Annotated in this window: 15 protein-coding genes and 3 pseudogenes; 7 read left to right on the top strand and 11 right to left on the bottom strand. The window is 70.2% G+C overall.

Annotated elements, in window-relative coordinates; genetic code table 11:
• Window positions 1-33: 33 nt before the first annotated feature.
• On the bottom strand, window positions 34-1,416 hold the full coding sequence (locus ACFWFI_RS29770; protein WP_387396024.1) for a glycine--tRNA ligase: 1,383 nt from the start codon (window positions 1,414-1,416) through the stop codon (window positions 34-36).
• A 216-nt stretch (window positions 1,417-1,632) separates the two neighbouring features.
• On the opposite strand from ACFWFI_RS29770, the gene ACFWFI_RS29765 reads away from it, so the two are divergent.
• From ACFWFI_RS29765 to ACFWFI_RS29750, 4 genes are all read left to right on the top strand, one after another.
• Window positions 1,633-2,601 (top strand): metal ABC transporter substrate-binding protein, encoded by a 969-nt coding sequence (locus ACFWFI_RS29765; RefSeq protein ID WP_387396022.1) that lies wholly within the window; start codon window positions 1,633-1,635, stop codon window positions 2,599-2,601.
• Between the two features lie 41 nt (window positions 2,602-2,642).
• Window positions 2,643-3,419 (top strand): metal ABC transporter ATP-binding protein, encoded by a 777-nt coding sequence (locus tag ACFWFI_RS29760; RefSeq protein WP_387396032.1) that lies wholly within the window; start codon window positions 2,643-2,645, stop codon window positions 3,417-3,419.
• Window positions 3,419-4,318 carry a metal ABC transporter permease gene (locus tag ACFWFI_RS29755; RefSeq protein WP_387396029.1) on the top strand — a complete coding sequence of 300 codons (900 nt, stop codon included), beginning with the start codon at window positions 3,419-3,421 and terminating at the stop codon, window positions 4,316-4,318. Before ACFWFI_RS29760 ends, ACFWFI_RS29755 begins: the two co-directional genes overlap by 1 nt.
• A gap of 65 nt (window positions 4,319-4,383) precedes the next feature.
• A complete protein-coding gene (locus ACFWFI_RS29750) occupies window positions 4,384-4,818 on the top strand; it encodes a Fur family transcriptional regulator (RefSeq protein WP_387396019.1) in 435 nt (144 codons plus the stop codon).
• Window positions 4,819-4,881: 63 nt separating this feature from the next.
• On the opposite strand, the gene ACFWFI_RS29745 is transcribed toward ACFWFI_RS29750, so the two are convergent.
• From ACFWFI_RS29745 to leuA, 6 genes and pseudogenes are all read right to left on the bottom strand, one after another.
• Window positions 4,882-5,712, bottom strand: coding sequence for an isoprenyl transferase (locus ACFWFI_RS29745; RefSeq protein WP_387396017.1), 831 nt, complete (start codon window positions 5,710-5,712; stop codon window positions 4,882-4,884).
• A 22-nt stretch (window positions 5,713-5,734) separates the two neighbouring features.
• Window positions 5,735-6,481 carry a DNA repair protein RecO gene (gene recO / locus ACFWFI_RS29740; RefSeq protein ID WP_351325214.1) on the bottom strand — a complete coding sequence of 249 codons (747 nt, stop codon included), beginning with the start codon at window positions 6,479-6,481 and terminating at the stop codon, window positions 5,735-5,737.
• Window positions 6,482-6,524: 43 nt separating this feature from the next.
• Window positions 6,525-6,927 (bottom strand): annotated as a pseudogene (locus tag ACFWFI_RS29735) (response regulator transcription factor).
• Window positions 6,924-7,166: pseudogene (locus ACFWFI_RS29730) on the bottom strand (hypothetical protein); the annotation flags it as partial. The pseudogenes ACFWFI_RS29735 and ACFWFI_RS29730, both read right to left, overlap by 4 nt.
• A 214-nt stretch (window positions 7,167-7,380) precedes the next feature.
• Window positions 7,381-8,082 (bottom strand): TerB family tellurite resistance protein, encoded by a 702-nt coding sequence (locus ACFWFI_RS29725; protein WP_387396014.1) that lies wholly within the window; start codon window positions 8,080-8,082, stop codon window positions 7,381-7,383.
• 234 nt (window positions 8,083-8,316) lie between these two features.
• Window positions 8,317-10,110 carry a 2-isopropylmalate synthase gene (gene leuA / locus ACFWFI_RS29720; protein ID WP_387396011.1) on the bottom strand — a complete coding sequence of 598 codons (1,794 nt, stop codon included), beginning with the start codon at window positions 10,108-10,110 and terminating at the stop codon, window positions 8,317-8,319.
• A 292-nt stretch (window positions 10,111-10,402) separates the two neighbouring features.
• Here leuA and ACFWFI_RS29715 point away from each other — a divergent pair, with 292 nt between their 5' ends.
• Entirely contained in the window at window positions 10,403-11,479 is a 1,077-nt protein-coding gene (locus ACFWFI_RS29715) for a M4 family metallopeptidase (RefSeq protein ID WP_387396009.1), read from the top strand.
• Window positions 11,480-11,532: 53 nt separating this feature from the next.
• Complete coding sequence (locus ACFWFI_RS29710) at window positions 11,533-11,799, top strand: protealysin inhibitor emfourin (RefSeq protein WP_387396006.1); 267 nt, start codon at window positions 11,533-11,535, stop codon at window positions 11,797-11,799.
• Between the two features lie 49 nt (window positions 11,800-11,848).
• Here the strand turns inward: ACFWFI_RS29710 and era are convergent, their stop codons facing one another.
• The 3 genes from era to ACFWFI_RS29695 are packed head-to-tail and all read right to left on the bottom strand — an operon-like array spanning window position 11,849 to window position 14,114.
• On the bottom strand, window positions 11,849-12,823 hold the full coding sequence (era, locus tag ACFWFI_RS29705; protein ID WP_387396003.1) for a GTPase Era: 975 nt from the start codon (window positions 12,821-12,823) through the stop codon (window positions 11,849-11,851).
• Between the two features lie 51 nt (window positions 12,824-12,874).
• The gene (locus tag ACFWFI_RS29700) at window positions 12,875-13,228 is read right to left on the bottom strand and encodes a cytidine deaminase (protein ID WP_387396000.1); all 354 of its coding nucleotides are present in this window, start codon (window positions 13,226-13,228) and stop codon (window positions 12,875-12,877) included.
• 49 nt (window positions 13,229-13,277) lie between these two features.
• Window positions 13,278-14,114, bottom strand: coding sequence for a helix-turn-helix transcriptional regulator (locus ACFWFI_RS29695; RefSeq protein ID WP_387396027.1), 837 nt, complete (start codon window positions 14,112-14,114; stop codon window positions 13,278-13,280).
• Window positions 14,115-14,356: 242 nt separating this feature from the next.
• Between ACFWFI_RS29695 and ACFWFI_RS29690 the strand changes: the two genes are divergently transcribed.
• Window positions 14,357-15,772, top strand: a complete 1,416-nt coding sequence (locus tag ACFWFI_RS29690) for an MFS transporter (protein WP_387395997.1) — start codon at window positions 14,357-14,359, stop codon at window positions 15,770-15,772.
• A 48-nt stretch (window positions 15,773-15,820) separates the two neighbouring features.
• On the opposite strand, the pseudogene ACFWFI_RS29685 reads toward ACFWFI_RS29690, so the two are convergent.
• Window positions 15,821-15,912, bottom strand: a pseudogene (locus tag ACFWFI_RS29685) (MmcQ/YjbR family DNA-binding protein); the annotation flags it as partial.

Genomic DNA, 15,912 nt, shown 5'->3' with positions numbered 1-15,912 from the left:
GAACCGGGGGCTTCATCCTGGAGGCGGTTGCGGTCAGCAGCCCAGCAGACGGGAGCCGAGGTAGCTCTGGATCTGGTCCAGGGAGACGCGCTCCTGCTTCATCGTGTCGCGCTCACGCACGGTCACCGCGTTGTCGTCGAGGGTGTCGAAGTCGACGGTGACGCAGAACGGCGTACCGATCTCGTCCTGGCGGCGGTAGCGGCGGCCGATGGCGCCCGCGTCGTCGAACTCGATGTTCCAGTTCTGCCGCAGGTCGGCGGCGAGGCCCTTGGCCTTCGGCGACAGCTGCGGGTTGCGGGACAGCGGCAGGACGGCGACCTTGACCGGCGCGAGGCGCGGGTCGAGGCGCATCACGGCGCGCTTCTCCATGACGCCCTTGGCGTTGGGGGCCTCGTCCTCGTTGTAGGCGTCGAGGAGGAACGCCAGCATCGAGCGGCCGACACCGGCCGCGGGCTCGATGACGTACGGCGTGTAGCGCTCGCCCTTCTCCTGGTCGAAGTAGGAGAGGTCCGTACCGGACGCCTTGGAGTGCGCGTTGAGGTCGTAGTCGGTGCGGTTCGCGACGCCCTCGAGCTCGCCCCACTCGCTGCCGCCGAAGCGGAAGCGGTACTCGATGTCAGCGGTGCGCTTGGAGTAGTGGGAGAGCTTCTCCTGCGGGTGCTCGAACCACCGCATGTTCTCCTCACGCAGGCCGAGACCGGTGTACCAGTTCCAGCGCTGCTCCATCCAGTACTCCTGCCACTGCTCGTCCTCGCCCGGCTTGACGAAGAACTCCATCTCCATCTGCTCGAACTCGCGCGTGCGGAAGATGAAGTTGCCCGGAGTGATCTCGTTCCGGAAGGACTTGCCCATCTGCGCGATGCCGAACGGCGGCTTCTTGCGCGAGGTCTGCTGCACCTGGCCGAAGTTGGTGAAGATGCCCTGGGCCGTCTCGGGGCGCAGGTAGGCGACCGAGCCGGTGTCCTGGGTCGGTCCGAGGTGGGTGGAGAGGAGCCCCGAGAACGCCTTGGGCTCGGTGAAGGTGCCCTTGTTGCCGCAGTTGGGGCAGTTGAGGTCGGCCAGGCCGTTGACGGGCGGCTTGCCGTGCTTCTCCTCGTACGCCTCCTCCAGGTGGTCGGCGCGGTAGCGCTTGTGACAGGAGGTGCACTCGGTGAGCGGGTCGGAGAAGGTGGCGACGTGGCCGGAGGCGACCCAGACCTCGGGGGCCAGGATGACCGACGAGTCGAGACCGACCACGTCCTCGCGCGAGGTGACCATGTAGCGCCACCACTGGCGCTTGAGGTTCTCCTTCAGCTCGACGCCCAGGGGCCCGTAGTCCCAGGCGGCCTTCTGGCCACCGTAGATCTCACTGCAGGGGTAGACGAAGCCACGGCGCTTGCTCAGGCTGACGATGGTGTCGATCTTGTCGGCGGCCACGGTGCTCTCTTCATTACGACGGCGGAACTGGACAGGGGCGGCGCGGAGCGCCTCGCTGGGGGATGTACGCGAGACGGGCAGGCGAATGACCCAGATTACCGGCGGGCGCACCCCCCGGATCAAATCGGTGGGGCGCATGCCGGTCACCGGGTTCGGATCCGGGCATCTCATCAGCCTTGTTGACAATCGTTTCCACTTTTGTTGAAAATGACTGTCATGAACGTACGTCGCCTCATACCCACAGCCGCCGTCGCCGGAGCAGTCGCACTCGGCCTCACCGCGCTCTCCGCCTGCTCCTCCTCCGACGCGGCCGAGGGCGGGAGCGACGGCAAGCTGGACGTGGTGGCGTCCTTCTACCCGATGCAGTTCCTGGCCGAGGAGATCGGCGGGTCGCACGTCTCCGTCACCACGCTGACGAAGCCGGGCGCCGAGCCGCACGACCTGGAGCTCTCCCCCCGGCAGATCGGCGGCCTGAGCGACGCCGACTACATCCTGTTCCTCAAGGGCGTCCAGCCCACCGTCGACGACGCCGTCGCCCAGGCCGGCGTGAAGAACACCGTGGACGCGGCGAAGCTCACCACGCTCGAGAACCACGGCTCCGAGGTCGGCCACGACCACGCCCACGAGGAGGGCGAGGAGCACGAGCACGAGGGTGAGGAGGCCGGCCTCGACCCGCACATCTGGCTGGACCCGGTGAAGTACGCCGAGGTCGCCGAGGGCGTCGGGAAGTCCCTGGAGAAGGCCGACCCCGACCACGCGGCGGACTACCGCAAGAACACGGACACCCTGGTCTCCGAACTGAACGCGCTGGACAAGGCGTACGAGACCGGGCTGGAGAACACCGCGACCAAGACGTTCATCACCACGCACTCCGCCTTCGGGTACCTCGCCGAGCGCTACGGCCTCACCCAGGAGGGCATCGCCGGCATCGACCCCGAGGCCGAGCCCAGCCCCGCCCGGATCGACGAGATCCACTCCGTCGCCGAGAAGAACAACGCGACCACCGTGTTCTTCGAGACGCTCGCCAGCGACAGGACCGCCAAGACCCTGGCGAAGGACCTCGGACTGAAGACCGGCGTCCTGGACCCGCTGGAGGGAATCACCGGCAAGTCCGCCGGCGCTGACTACATCGAGGTCATGAAGTCCAACCTCGCCGCGCTGCAGAAGGCCCTCGGCGCGAAGTGACCCAGGCAGCAAACCGACCCGCAGCAGCACCGGAGGCGATCGTGCCCGAGCCCAGTACGCCAGAAGCCGTGATCAGCATGCGCGGAGCCACGGCGACGCTCGGCGCGCGCCCCGTGCTGCGCGGGGTCGACCTCACCGTCCACCGCGGCGAGGTCGTGGCGCTGCTCGGCGCCAACGGATCGGGCAAGTCCACCGCCGTGCGCTCCGTCATCGGCCAGGTGCCGCTCACCGGCGGGACCGTCGAGCTGTTCGGCACGCCGCTGCGCCGCTTCCGCCGGTGGGCCCGCGTCGGATACGTACCGCAGCGCACCACGGCGGCGGGAGGTGTCCCCGCCACGATCCGCGAGGTCGTCTCCTCCGGGCGCCTGTCCCGTACGAAGCTCGGGCTGCCGGGCCGCGCGGACCGGGCGGCCGTGGACCGGGCCATCGAGCTCGTCGGCCTCACGGACCGCGCCAAGGACTCCGTGAACGCCCTCTCCGGCGGCCAGCACCAGCGGGTCCTGATCGCCCGCGCGCTCGCCGCGGAGCCCGAGGTCCTGATCATGGACGAGCCGATGGCAGGCGTGGACCTGGCCAGCCAGGAGATCCTCGCCACGACGCTGCGCGAGCAGGTCGCCGGCGGAGCGACGGTGCTGCTCGTCCTGCACGAGCTCGGCGCCCTGGAGCCACTGATCGACCGGGCGATCGTCCTGCGCGACGGCTGCGTCATGCACGACGGACCGCCCCCCGAGGCCGTGGGCCAGCACGCGCTGCCCGGCCACGACCACGTACACCCCCACGCGGCCTCCGAGCCCGTCCGGACGGGACTGCTGACCTGATCATGCTGGAATTCCTGAACCCCCCCTTCATGCAGCGGGCCCTGATCGCGGCCGTCCTGGTCGGGATCACCGCCCCCGCCATCGGCATCTACCTCGTCCAGCGCCGCCAGGCCCTGATGGGCGACGGCATCGGGCACGTCGCGATGACCGGCGTCGGCCTCGGCTTCCTGCTCTCCACCAACCCGGTGTGGATGGCGACGCTCGTCGCCGTGGCCGGCTCGGTGGTGATGGAGCTGATCCGCTGGTACGGACGCACCCGCGGCGACATCGCCCTGGCCATGCTGTTCTACGGCGGTATGGCCGGCGGAGTGATGCTGATCAACCTCTCGGACACCGGCTCCAACGGCAACCTGACCTCGTTCCTCTTCGGCTCCCTTTCGACGGTCTCCGAGGAGGACGTCACCGCGATCATCGTGCTGGCCGCCTTCGTGGTGCTGGTCACCGTGGGGCTGCGGCGGCAGCTGTTCGCCGTCAGCCAGGACGAGGAGTTCGCCCGGGTCACCGGACTGCCGGTGCGGGCGCTCAACCTGCTGGTGGCCGTGACGGCGGCGATCACCGTCACCGTGGCGATGCGGGTCGTCGGCCTGCTGCTGGTCAGCGCGCTGATGGTGGTACCGGTCGCCGCCGCGCAGCAGATCGCGAAGTCCTTCAAGGTGACCTTCGTCCTGGCCGTCGTCATCGGTACGGCGGTCACCCTGGCCGGCACCGTGACCTCGTACTACCAGGACGTGCCGCCCGGCGCGACGATCGTGCTGCTCGCCATCGCCGCGTTCATCGTGCTGACGGCGCTCGCCACGCCGCTGGCCCGCAGGCGCGCACGGGGCGGCGAGAACGAGGCGGACCGGTGCACCCTTGAGGTACCGGCCGCCCGCCGGGCGAAGGACGACGTGCAGGTGTGACCGTGAGGCCTGGGCGGGCTGGCACAATGGCCCGACATACGTACGGGCGACACGAGGAGGCAGCTGTGGCGACGGCGCCGATCAGTGGCACGAACGCGGCTCCGGTACGCGGCCGGTCCACCCGGCAGCGGGCGGCGGTCGCGGCGGCGCTCGACGAGGTCGACGAGTTCCGCAGCGCCCAGGACCTGCACGACGTGCTCAAGCACCGGGGCGACTCGGTCGGTCTGACCACGGTCTACCGCACGCTCCAGTCCCTCGCCGACGCCGGCGAGGTGGACGTCCTGCGCACCACGGACGGCGAAGCCGTCTACCGGCGCTGTTCGACGGGTGACCACCATCACCATCTGGTCTGCCGCGTCTGCGGCAAGGCCGTCGAGGTGGAAGGGCCCGCCGTGGAGCAGTGGGCGGAGACCATCGCCTCGCAGCACGGCTATGTGAACGTGGCCCACACGGTGGAGATCTTCGGGACCTGCGCGGACTGCGCGGGCGCCGGCGACTGACCCCGAGCGGCGCAGGACCACCGGCCCGGAGGGGCCCCGGCACCGGGGCCCCTCCGCGCGATCTCAGCCCTCGGTGGTCTTCTCGTCCTTGGTGATCTCCTCCGCGCCGCCGAACCGACGGTCGCGCCGGGCGAACTCCAGGCAGGCGTTCCAGAGGTCACGGCGGTCGAAGTCCGGCCACAGGACGTCCTGGAAGACCATCTCGGCGTACGCGCTCTGCCAGATCAGGTAGTTGGACGTCCGCTGCTCCCCGCTGGGGCGCACGAAGAGGTCCACGTCCGGCATGTCCGGGTAGTAGATGTACTTCGCGAACGTCTTCTCGTTGACCTTCGACGGGTCGAGCTTCCCCGCCGCGACGTCCTGCGCGATGCGCTGCGCCGCGTCGGCGATCTCGGCCCGGCCGCCGTAGTTGACGCAGAAGTACAGCGTCATCTTGTCGTTGTCCTTGGTCTGCTCCTGGGCGACCTGGAGCTCCTGGACGACGGACTTCCACAGCTTCGGCATGCGGCCGACCCAGCGGATACGGATACCGAGCGCGTCCATCTCGTCGCGACGGCGGCGGATGACGTCCCGGTTGAAGTTCATGAGGAACTTCACCTCGTCCGGCGAGCGCTTCCAGTTCTCCGTGGAGAACGCGTACAGCGAGAGGTTCTTGACGCCCATCTCGATGCAGCCCTTGAGGACGTCCATGACGACGCCCTCACCGACCTTGTGGCCCTCGGTGCGCGGAAGACCCCGCTCCTTGGCCCAGCGGCCGTTACCGTCCATCACGACGGCGACGTGCTTGGGCACGAGCTCGCCGGGGATCTTCGGCGGCGTGGCGCCGGAGGGGTGCGGCTCGGGGGTCTTGTACTCACGCCGGCTACGGCCGCCGAGCATCCCGCGTACTGCCATGGGTTTCTCTCGTCTCCCTGTGTCACTTCTCTACGTACCGCAGCGAGCGCAGGCCGCGCTCCAGATGCCAGTGCAGATAGGCGGACACGAGCCCGCTCCCCTCCCTGACATGACGCGCCTCGGACGCGTCCGCCGTCTCCCAGTCACCGGTGAGCAACGCGCTCAGCAGTTCGACGGCCTCCGCCGAGGGTACGACGCTGCCGGGCACCCGGCAGTCGCCGCATATGACGCCGCCCGCCGCGACGGAGAAGAACCGGTTCGGTCCGGGCATCCCGCACTTGGCGCAGTCGACGAAGCTGGGGGCGTAGCCGTTGACGGCCAGGGAGCGCAGCAGGAACGCGTCCAGGATGAGATTCGGCGCGTGTTCGGCGCGCGCGAGGGTGCGCAGCCCGCCGACGAGCAGCAGGTACTGCTGGACCGCGGGCTCGCCCTCGTGGTCGGTGAACCGCTCGGCGGTCTCCAGCATCGCGGTGCCCGCGGTGTAGCGGGCGTAGTCGGAGACGATGCCGCCGCCGTACGGCGCGATCGTCTCGCTCTGGGTGCACAGGGGAAGACCCCGGCCCACGAGTTCGCTGCCGCGCGCGAAGAACTGCACGTCCACATGGGAGAAGGGTTCGAGCCGCGCCCCGAATTTGGACTTGGTACGGCGCACCCCACGCGCCACGGCACGCACCCGCCCGTGGCCGCGGGTCAGGATCGTGATGATCCGGTCGGCCTCGCCCAGCTTCTGCGTACGCAGCACGACGCCGTCGTCCCGGAACAAGCTCATGCGCCCATTGTCGCCCACCGGGGCCGGGGTCCGTCGGCGGTCCTCATTCCTGGTTCCCTGCGGGCACGACCAGCCCGGACTCGTACGCGATGATCACCAGTTGCGCGCGGTCCCGGGCTGCCGGCTTGCCCATGATCCTGCTCACATGGGTCTTCGCGGTGAGCGGGCTGAGGCGGTCGTCGGTGTCGTACGTCGTCAGGACGAGCACCTTCACGCCGGCGAGGTCCTCGTCGGCGGCGATGCGGCGGGTGGCCTCGATGCCGTCGAGCTCGGGCATCCGGATATCCATGACCACGAGGTCGGCGCGGGCCGAGCGGGCTGTCTCGACCGCCTCCAGGCCGGTGGCGGCCTGACCGACGACGGTCATGTCCGGGTCGGACTCGACGAGCATCGCGAAGGCCGCCCTGACGAGCGTCTGGATCATCGGCGAGCAGGACCCGGATCACCGGACGGCCTCCTCGGAGCCGACGATCACGGCCGCGCCCTCGGCGGGGGACCCGGGCAGTGGCAGCACGGCGGCGACCCGGAAGCCCCCGTCGGCCAGCGGGCCCGCGTCCAGGGTGCCACCGGAACTGCGGGCCCGTTCCCGCATGCCCACGATGCCGAAGCCGGGCCCTGGTCCGGCTTCCCGGACGCCGCCGCGTGCCGAGGGGGCGCCGTCGTCGGCGACGGTGCCCCGTAGCGCGGGGAATGCGGGGTCGGGTTCCGGTGGTGGCCTACCGCTCACTTCCGCTTCGGCCCGCATGACGGGGCCCTCCCCTCCTGGACGGTGTCGGTCCTGTCCAGGCTCCCGTCCGGGGCAGGCCGATTCGTCGCGCGGGGGAAGGACATGACGGCTACTGCCGGGGGTGACGGACGGCGGCGGTTACTCCCCGGGGAGTACGCCGGCGCCCTGAGGCCTACGAAGGCGTACGCGCCGCCTCGAGCAGCTTCGCCGTGTCGGCGGGGCAGAGCTGGAGCGCGCTGCCCACGGTGGTCAGCACCTCGCGCTCCGCCTGGCTGTACGGGCCGTCGGCGAGCGCGATCCTGGCGCCCCGCAGCAGGACCGCCTCGCGGCCGGGCACGGCCAGGTGCGGTGCGAGCGGCTTCAGGACCTCGTGCAGCTCGATGGCGAGAGCGGCGCCGCAGGCCTCGGCCGCGGGGTCGGTCCCGTCACCGGGCCCGGTGTCGGCGGCGAGCACCTCGACGATGGTGAAGAGCTGTTCCTGGGAGCAGTCGTCGAGTCCCGCGTCACGGACGATGGCCGCGGCGGTCTCCAGGACCGTACGGGAGGTGGTGCCGCCCGCGGCGAGCACGGCGAGCGTGACCGTGTGCACGGCCTCCCGCAGCATGGCGGAGAAGCGGGTGGTGGTGGGGCGGTCGAGGGCGTCGGGCTCGAAGTGCGTCCCGCAGGCTGCGCATTCGACGACGGGCCCGGCGCTGCCCCGGGCCAGCAGCGGCAGTCCGAGGACGGTGAGGCGGTGGCGGCCCGTGAGGCGCCGGTAGTTGCGGTCGCCCCCGCAGCACGGGCAGAAGAACTCACCGTCGCCGACGGTGTCCCAGACGGTACGGATGCCGTAGATGCGCAGTTTTATGGCGTGTTGTCCTTTGGCTGTCCGCACGTCGCACACCTCCGTAACTCCCCCGTAGCCCTTCGGGCACGGGAGGCACCCCCGAGGCAACATTGCCGCGTTGGACGTGATGTTAACCACATGCGTGATGTGGCGTCAGTATCCCGGACGTCACAACAGCTGGATATGGCCGAACCCCGCCCACCCTCGGCGGGTGAACGGGGCTCTCGGGCCGGGCATTTCAGCGGCGTATCAGACATTTGTCCGTAATGCCGCGTGATGATGTCAGCGGGTCGCGCGGTTGACCGCGGAGACGACCGCCTTGAGCGAGGCGCGCGTGGTGTTGGCGTCGATACCGATGCCCCACAGCACCTTGCCGTCGATCGCGCACTCGATGTAGGAGGCGGCCTGCGCGCTCGCGCCCTCGCTCATCGTGTGCTCGGTGTAGTCCAGCAGGCGGGCGTCGATGCCGATGGCCTGCAGCGCTTCGAAGAACGCGGAGATCGGGCCGTTGCCCGTGCCGGTCAGCACCGTGTCCGAGCCGTCGACGGTCGCCTCGACGGTGATCGTGTCCTGACCGTCGGAACCGGTGGTCGTCTGGCCGGAGCGGATCTGCACGCGCCCCCAGGCGTTCTCGGGGCTCGGCAGGTACTCGTCCCGGAAGGTCGACCAGATCTGGGTCGGCGTGACCTCGCCGCCCTCGGCGTCGGTCTTGGCCTGAATGATCCGGGAGAATTCGATCTGCATCCGGCGCGGCAGGTCCAGCTTGTGGTCGTTCTTCAGGACGTAGGCGATTCCGCCCTTGCCGGACTGCGAGTTGACCCGGATGACGGCCTCGTAGGAGCGGCCGACGTCCTTCGGGTCGATCGGCAGGTACGGCACCGCCCACTCGAGGTCGTCGACGGTCTTGCCCTGAGCGGCCGCGTCGGCCTCCATGGCGTCGAAGCCCTTCTTGATGGCGTCCTGGTGGGAGCCGGAGAAGGCGGTGTAGACCAGGTCGCCCGCGTAGGGGTGACGCGGGTGGACCTCCATCTGGTTGCAGTACTCGCTGGTGCGGCGGATCTCGTCGATCTGCGAGAAGTCGATCTGCGGGTCGACGCCCTGCGAGAACAGGTTCATACCCAGGGTGACCAGGTCGACGTTGCCGGTGCGCTCCCCCTGGCCGAACAGGCAGCCCTCGATGCGGTCGGCGCCCGCCATGATCGCCAGCTCGGCGGCGGCGACGGCGGTGCCGCGGTCGTTGTGCGGGTGGACCGACAGGCAGACGTGCTCGCGGCGGGTCAGGTTGCGGGACATCCACTCGAAGCGGTCCGCGTGCGTGGACGGCGTGGAACGCTCCACGGTGGCGGGCAGGTTGAGGATGATCTCGCGGCCCTCCTCCGGCTGCCAGACGTCACAGACCGCCTCGCAGACCTCCAGGGCGAAGTCCAGCTCGGTGTCGGTGAAGATCTCCGGGCTGTACTGGTAGCCGAAGATCGTCTCGTCGCCCAGGATCTTGTCGGCGTACTCCATGACCAGGCGGGTGCCGTCCACCGCGATCTGCTTGACCTCCTCCTTCGAGCCGCGGAAGACCACGCGGCGGAAGGTGGGGGCGGTGGCGTTGTACAGGTGGACGGTCGCGCGCCGCGCACCGACCAGGGATTCGACGGTGCGCTCGATCAGTTCCTCGCGGGCCTGCGTCAGGACGGAGATCGTCACGTCCTCGGGGATCGCGCCCTCTTCGATGATCGAGCGTACGAACGCGAAGTCGGTCTCGCCGGAGGACGGGAAACCGACCTCGATCTCCTTGTAGCCCATACGTACGAGCAGGTCGAACATCTCGCGCTTGCGGGCCGGCGACATCGGGTCGATCAGAGCCTGGTTGCCGTCGCGCAGGTCGGTGGACAGCCAGCGGGGCGCCCGCGTGATGCGGCTGTCCGGCCAGGTGCGGTCGGAGATGTCCACGGCCTCGTAGCCGCGGTACTTGTGGACCGGCATCCCGGACGGCTTCTGCAGCTGCTTCGCGTTGGTCACCGGGGTGGGGCCACCGACGGGGGTGGTGACGGCATCGGTGTGCGCGGGGGGATTCACTGCGTTCATGGCGTACGGCTCCTCTGAGGTCCAGCAGGGGCGGCCGACTGTGTCGCTGCAACAGCGAACTCCGCGGGGAGGGAGCCGGCCTACGACTACAGGCCCTCGCCGCGGCAGCTAAGAAGGAGCAGCCCGAAACGCATGATGCGGCAACACTAACCGAGGGGCGCCTGATACGTCGGTCCGTATCAGTATGCGGGATCGGACCCTCGTGAAGGCAGAACGGTGATACATCACTCTATTTCGTCAATCGCGATCGCAACCAGTGACAGCGCGGTGACGGAGTGCCACAGTCATTTGCATGCAGCCTCGACCGAACAACGGGTTCCAGCCCGTCTTCTGCACCATCGTGCCGCCCCACGTCCTCGACAAGCTGTCCCAGGCCGACGACCCGCTCCTGGCCGAACCCGCACGGCGCACCCTGGAGGCCGACGGGGCCAGGCGCCACCACCGGCGGGTGACCGCGCTCGCCTGGACCCCCCAGGCCGCCCGCACCTCCGCCCCGGTCCCCACCAAGCCCCACCGCACCCTGTACGACTGCCGGCACGGCACGGACCTGCCGGGCGTGAAGGTCCGTGACGAGGGCGACGACCCCACCCGGGACGCCAGCGTCAACCGCGCGTACGCGGGGCTCGGAGCCACCTTCGACCTGCTGCTCACGGAGTACGGCCGCAGCTCGATCGACGGCAAGGGGCTGCCGCTCATCGGCTCCGTGCACTACGACGAGAAGTACAACAACGCGTTCTTCGACGGCGAGCAGATGGTCTTCGGGGACGGCGACGGGGAGATCTTCCTCGACTTCACCGTCGCCATCGACGTGATCGCCCACGAACTGGCGCACGGACTCACCCAGTACACGGCCAACCTGGCGTACGAGGGTCAGTCGGGCGCGCTCAACGAGTCCGTGTCGGACGTCTTCGGCTCCCTGGTCAAGCAGTACTCACTGGGCCAGAGCGCCGACCAGGGCGACTGGCTGATCGGCGCGGGGCTGCTCGCCCCCCGGGTCAGCGGCGTCGCGCTGCGCTCGATGAAGGCTCCGGGCACCGCGTACGACGACGACGTGCTCGGCAAGGACCCGCAGCCCGGGTCGATGGACGACTACGTCGAGACGGACGAGGACAACGGCGGGGTCCACATCAACTCCGGCATCCCGAACCGCGCCTTCTACCTGCTGGCCACGGCGCTCGGCGGAAACGCCTGGGAGCGGGCGGGACGGATCTGGTTCGACGTGCTGACCGGCGGCGAGCTGACCCAGGACGCGTCCTTCACGGACTTCGCCAAGCTCACCGTCGCGGCGGCGCAGCACAGGTTCGGCGAGGGCGACGAGGCGGAGGCGGTCCTGAAGGCCTGGTCGGAGGTGGGCGTGCCGACCCGGTGACCGGGTAGATACGAGCAGGGCCGTCCGGACGGGGTCAGGCAGGAGCCAGACGCATGCGCATTCAGGTGAGCCGGACCGGCGGGTTCGCCGGCATCGCACGCCATGGCGAGGTCGACACCTCGGGACGGCCCGACGCCTCGGAATGGGAGGCGCTGGCCGAGGCGGTGCTCGCAGCCGGGCGGGGCGGCCCGCCCGCGGGAGTACCGGACGGCTTCCGCTACCGGATCACGGTGGGCGACCGGACGGTCGACTGCGCGGACCCGCGGCTGACCCAGGAGCAGCGGACGCTGATCTCCCGGGTCCTGAAAGAGGGCGCGTAGCCCCCGGGCCACTTACCGCACGCCTGGCGGCAGGCCCGGGAGGCCGGCCTCAGAATCCCAGCTTGCGCAGCTGCTTCGGGTCGCGCTGCCAGTCCTTGGCGACCTTCACATGCAGGTCCAGGAAGACCGGCGTGCCCAGCAGCGCCTCGATGTGCTTGCGCGACTTCGTGCCGACGTCCTTGAGCCGCTTGCCCTTCGGGCCGATGATGATGCCCTTCTGGCTGGGCCGCTCGATGTAGACGTTCGCGTGGATGTCCAGCAGCGGCTTGTCCGCCGGACGGTCCTCACGCGGCAGCATCTCCTCGACGACGACCGCGATGGAGTGCGGCAGTTCGTCCCGTACGCCTTCCAGCGCGGCCTCGCGGATGAGCTCCGCGACCATGACCATCTCGGGCTCGTCGGTGAGGTCGCCCTCCGGGTAGAGCGGCGGGCTCTCGGGCAGCAGCGGGGCGATGAGGTCTGCGAGCAGGCTCACCTGCTGGTCCTTGACCGCCGACACCGGCACGATCTCGGCCCATTCGAAGCCGAGCTCGTCCGCCAGCGCGGAGACGGCGAGCAGCTGCTCGGCGAGCGCCTTGGGTTCGACCAGGTCGGTCTTGGTGATGATCGCGATCTTCGGGGTCTTCTTGATCCCGGCGAGTTCCTTGACGATGAACTTGTCGCCGGGGCCGAGCTTCTGGTCGGCGGGCAGGCAGAAACCGATGACGTCGACCTCGGCCCAGGTGGTCCGTACGACGTCGTTCAGCCGTTCCCCGAGCAGCGTGCGCGGCTTGTGGAGGCCGGGCGTGTCGACCAGGATCAGCTGGGCGTCGTCGCGGTGCACGATGCCCCGCACCGTGTGCCGTGTGGTCTGGGGGCGGTTGGAGGTGATCGCCACCTTCTGACCGACCAGAGCGTTCGTGAGGGTGGACTTGCCCGCGTTGGGGCGCCCCACGAAGCAGGCGAAGCCGGCCCGGTGGGGGGCGGTGTTCTCAGCCTGCTGCGCAGCAGCTTCTGTGTTCGGTCGAGCGCTCATGGCGCCCATTCTCCCCGATCCGGGCGGCGGCGATGCACAGCAGGGCGCCACCGTCCGGAATCAGCCGGCGGTCAGCGTCGACCGGAGCGTCCCGTCGGGGCCCGCGAGCAGCACGGGAGTGTCCGGCCCGCCCAGGTCACGGACGGCGGCCCGGTCGGCGTCGGAGGCGGTCGCGGCCTCGGAGACGACGGCCGCGGCCTCCAGGGACGTGGCACCGCTGGCCACCGCCATCGCGACGGCGGTCTGCAGCGCGCTGAGCTTCAGCGACTCCAGGGCCACGGTGCCGGCGGCGTACGTACGTCCTGTCTCGTCCCGTACCGCCGCGCCCTCAGGCACTCCGTTGCGGGCACGGACGCTGCGTGCCAGCGTGACGATCTTGCGGTCCTCGGCGCCGAGGTCAGTGCTGTCGGTCATGAGCTGAGCATACGAAGGTGGTGCGCGTCCGCCGGACGACGGGGGTCCCTCACCCCGGGACGGGGTACATCGAGCCGCGCCGGCCCTCGGGCGAGTCCAGCCACTGGAGCTTCGCCTCCGTACCGGTGTCCGGGAGCGGTGTGTGGAGCACGATCACCAGGTCTGGCCGCGCGGGCACGCGCAGCTGGGTGGACTCCACGGACAGCGTGCCGACGAGCGGATGCTGGAGCTCCTTGCGGACCTGGCCGCCCGGGACGACGTCGCGCCGGTCCCAGAGGGCGGCGAACTCGGGACTGCGTTCCCTGGCCTCGGTGACGACGGCCCGGAAGCCCTCGTCCTCGGGGGATTCGGAGCATGCCGCCCGGTACTGGGCGACGACCTGGGAGGCGATGGTCTCCCAGTGCTTCGACCTGGCCCGGTACACCGGGTCGGTGAAGAAGGCGATCATGCAGTTCTGCACGATCCCGGGGCGCATGCCGAGCACCGCCGACGCAGCGTCGTTGTAAAGCACGGTGTTCCAGTAGCGGTCCATGATGTGTGCCGGGAAGGGCATCCAGGCGTCGATGAGCCTGTTCAGGCCCTCGCACATGTCGCGGTGGGCCGGATCGACCTCGAGGACCGGCGGATTGAGCCCGGCCAGCACGTAGAGATGGCGGCGCTCCGCGCTGCTGAGGCGCAGCACGCGGGCGACGGAGTCCAGCACCTGCGGCGACACGGTGATGTCGCGGCCCTGCTCCAGCCACTGGTACCAGGAGACGCCGACACCCGCGAGGACCGCGACCTCCTCCCGGCGCAGCCCCGGGGTGCGCCGGCGCGCCCCGCCGTCCGGAAGGCCGGCCTCGGCCGGGGTGACCCTCGCCCTGCGGCTCATCAGGAACTCACGCAGTTCGCCGAGGCGGTGGGATTTTTCGTCGGAGCCGGCGCGGGCCGTGGTGCTCCGGGCCGCGCTGGTGTTCTGGGCCGCGCTTGTGTTCCGGGCCGCGCTGGTGTTCCGGGCCGCGCTGGTGTTCTGGGCCGGTGAAGCCACGTACTCCCCCTGGTGTCCGTGTGCGTGCCTGCCTGGTGGTGCGGCCAACAGGATAAGTGCCCGCTCCCCACGATTATTCCGGCGGATCCAGGCTGTGGGACATGGCGATCGAATCCCCGGCTCCCGTGTCCGTCGGCCCTGCCGAACCCGTTGTCCCCGCACCGCCCCGGCTCTCCGGCCGGGCCCGGCTGGTGCTCTTCGTGCTGTGCGCCGCCCAGTTCATGGTGGCGCTCGACTTCTCCGTACTGAACGTGGCCCTGCCGGTCCTCGGCGAGGACCTCGGGCTGAGCCGGTCCGGGCTTCAGTGGGCCGTGACCGCCTTCGCCCTGCCGTCCGGCGGCTTCCTGCTGCTCTTCGGCCGGATCGCCGATCTCTACGGCAGGCGGAGGCTGTTCCTCACCGGCCTCGCCGTCTTCGGGGCGTCCTCGCTGCTGGCGACGCTGGCCTGGGACCCGGCGTCCTTCCTTGCCGGGCGGGCACTGCAAGGGCTCGGAGCCGCGGTGATCGTGCCGACCGGGATGTCCCTGTTGACCACCACCTTCCCGGAGGGCCCGCTGCGGGACCGGGCGCTGGGCATCAGCGGGACGCTGCTGTCGCTGGGCTTCACCGTCGGGATGGTGGCGGGCGGCGTGCTCACCGACACGCTGGGATGGCGCTCCACGATGGGGCTGCTGACCGGTGCCGCGGTGATCGTGTTCGTCCTCGCTCCGAAGGTGCTCGCCGAGTCGCGTACGCCGGACCGGCCGAAGCTCGATGTGCCCGGTGCCGTAGCCGTCACCGGTGGTCTGCTCGCGCTGATCTACTCGCTCTCGACGGCGGCCGAGCGCGGCTTCGGTGGCGCGGACGTACAGGTCACCCTGGTGCTGGGAGTGGCCCTGCTGACCGCGTTCGTGATCGTCGAGTCCCGCTCGGCGGCGCCGCTCGTCTCACTGCCGATGCTCCGGCGCCGGACGGTGGCCTTCGGGAACCTGGGCGGTCTGGCCACCTTCTCGATGATGAGCACCATCGTCTTCGTCCTGACTCTCTACCTCCAGGACCTGCTGGAGCTGTCGGCCCTCGGGACGGGGCTCGTCTTCGGTGTCCAGGGCCTGGCCTCGGTCGCTGCCGGGGTGTACGCCCCGAGGGTCGTCGGCCGGATCGGCGCGCGGCTGACGCTGGTGCTCTCGCTGCTCGGCCAGGGCGTGTTCATCGCGGCGCTGCTCGGCCTGGGCGAGGATTCGGGCGTCTGGCTGGCCACGGTGGCGGTTTCGCTGGCGAGCGCCTGCCACCTGGGCGCCATCATCGCCTACGGCCTGACGGTGACCTCCGGCGTGCCGAACGAGGAGCAGGGCCTGGCGACCGGCCTGGTCACCACGACGCAGCAGGTGGGCATCACGATCGGCATCCCGCTGCTGGGAGTGCTGTCGACCACGCAGGGCTCGCTGTTCGACGGCGTACGGCTGGTGGTGGCCGCCGCCGCGGTGATCCTGGTCGCGACGGGCCTCGTGGTGGGGGCCGGCCTGCGGCGGGCCGCCTGACCGCCCGCCGTGACGGTCGGTCGGCCGGTCGGCCGGTCGGCCGGGGACCTACGGCCGGTCCAGGCGCAGCCGTTCCGCCTTGGGGAGCCCGGCCACCACCAGGTCGTAACTGTCCTCCACGAGCTCCCGGACCATCCGGT

Source organism: Streptomyces sp. NPDC060209 (assembly GCF_042728155.1).
Taxonomy (GTDB): Bacteria; Actinomycetota; Actinomycetes; order Streptomycetales; family Streptomycetaceae; genus Streptomyces.
This window is presented reverse-complemented; position numbering and strand designations above follow the sequence as displayed.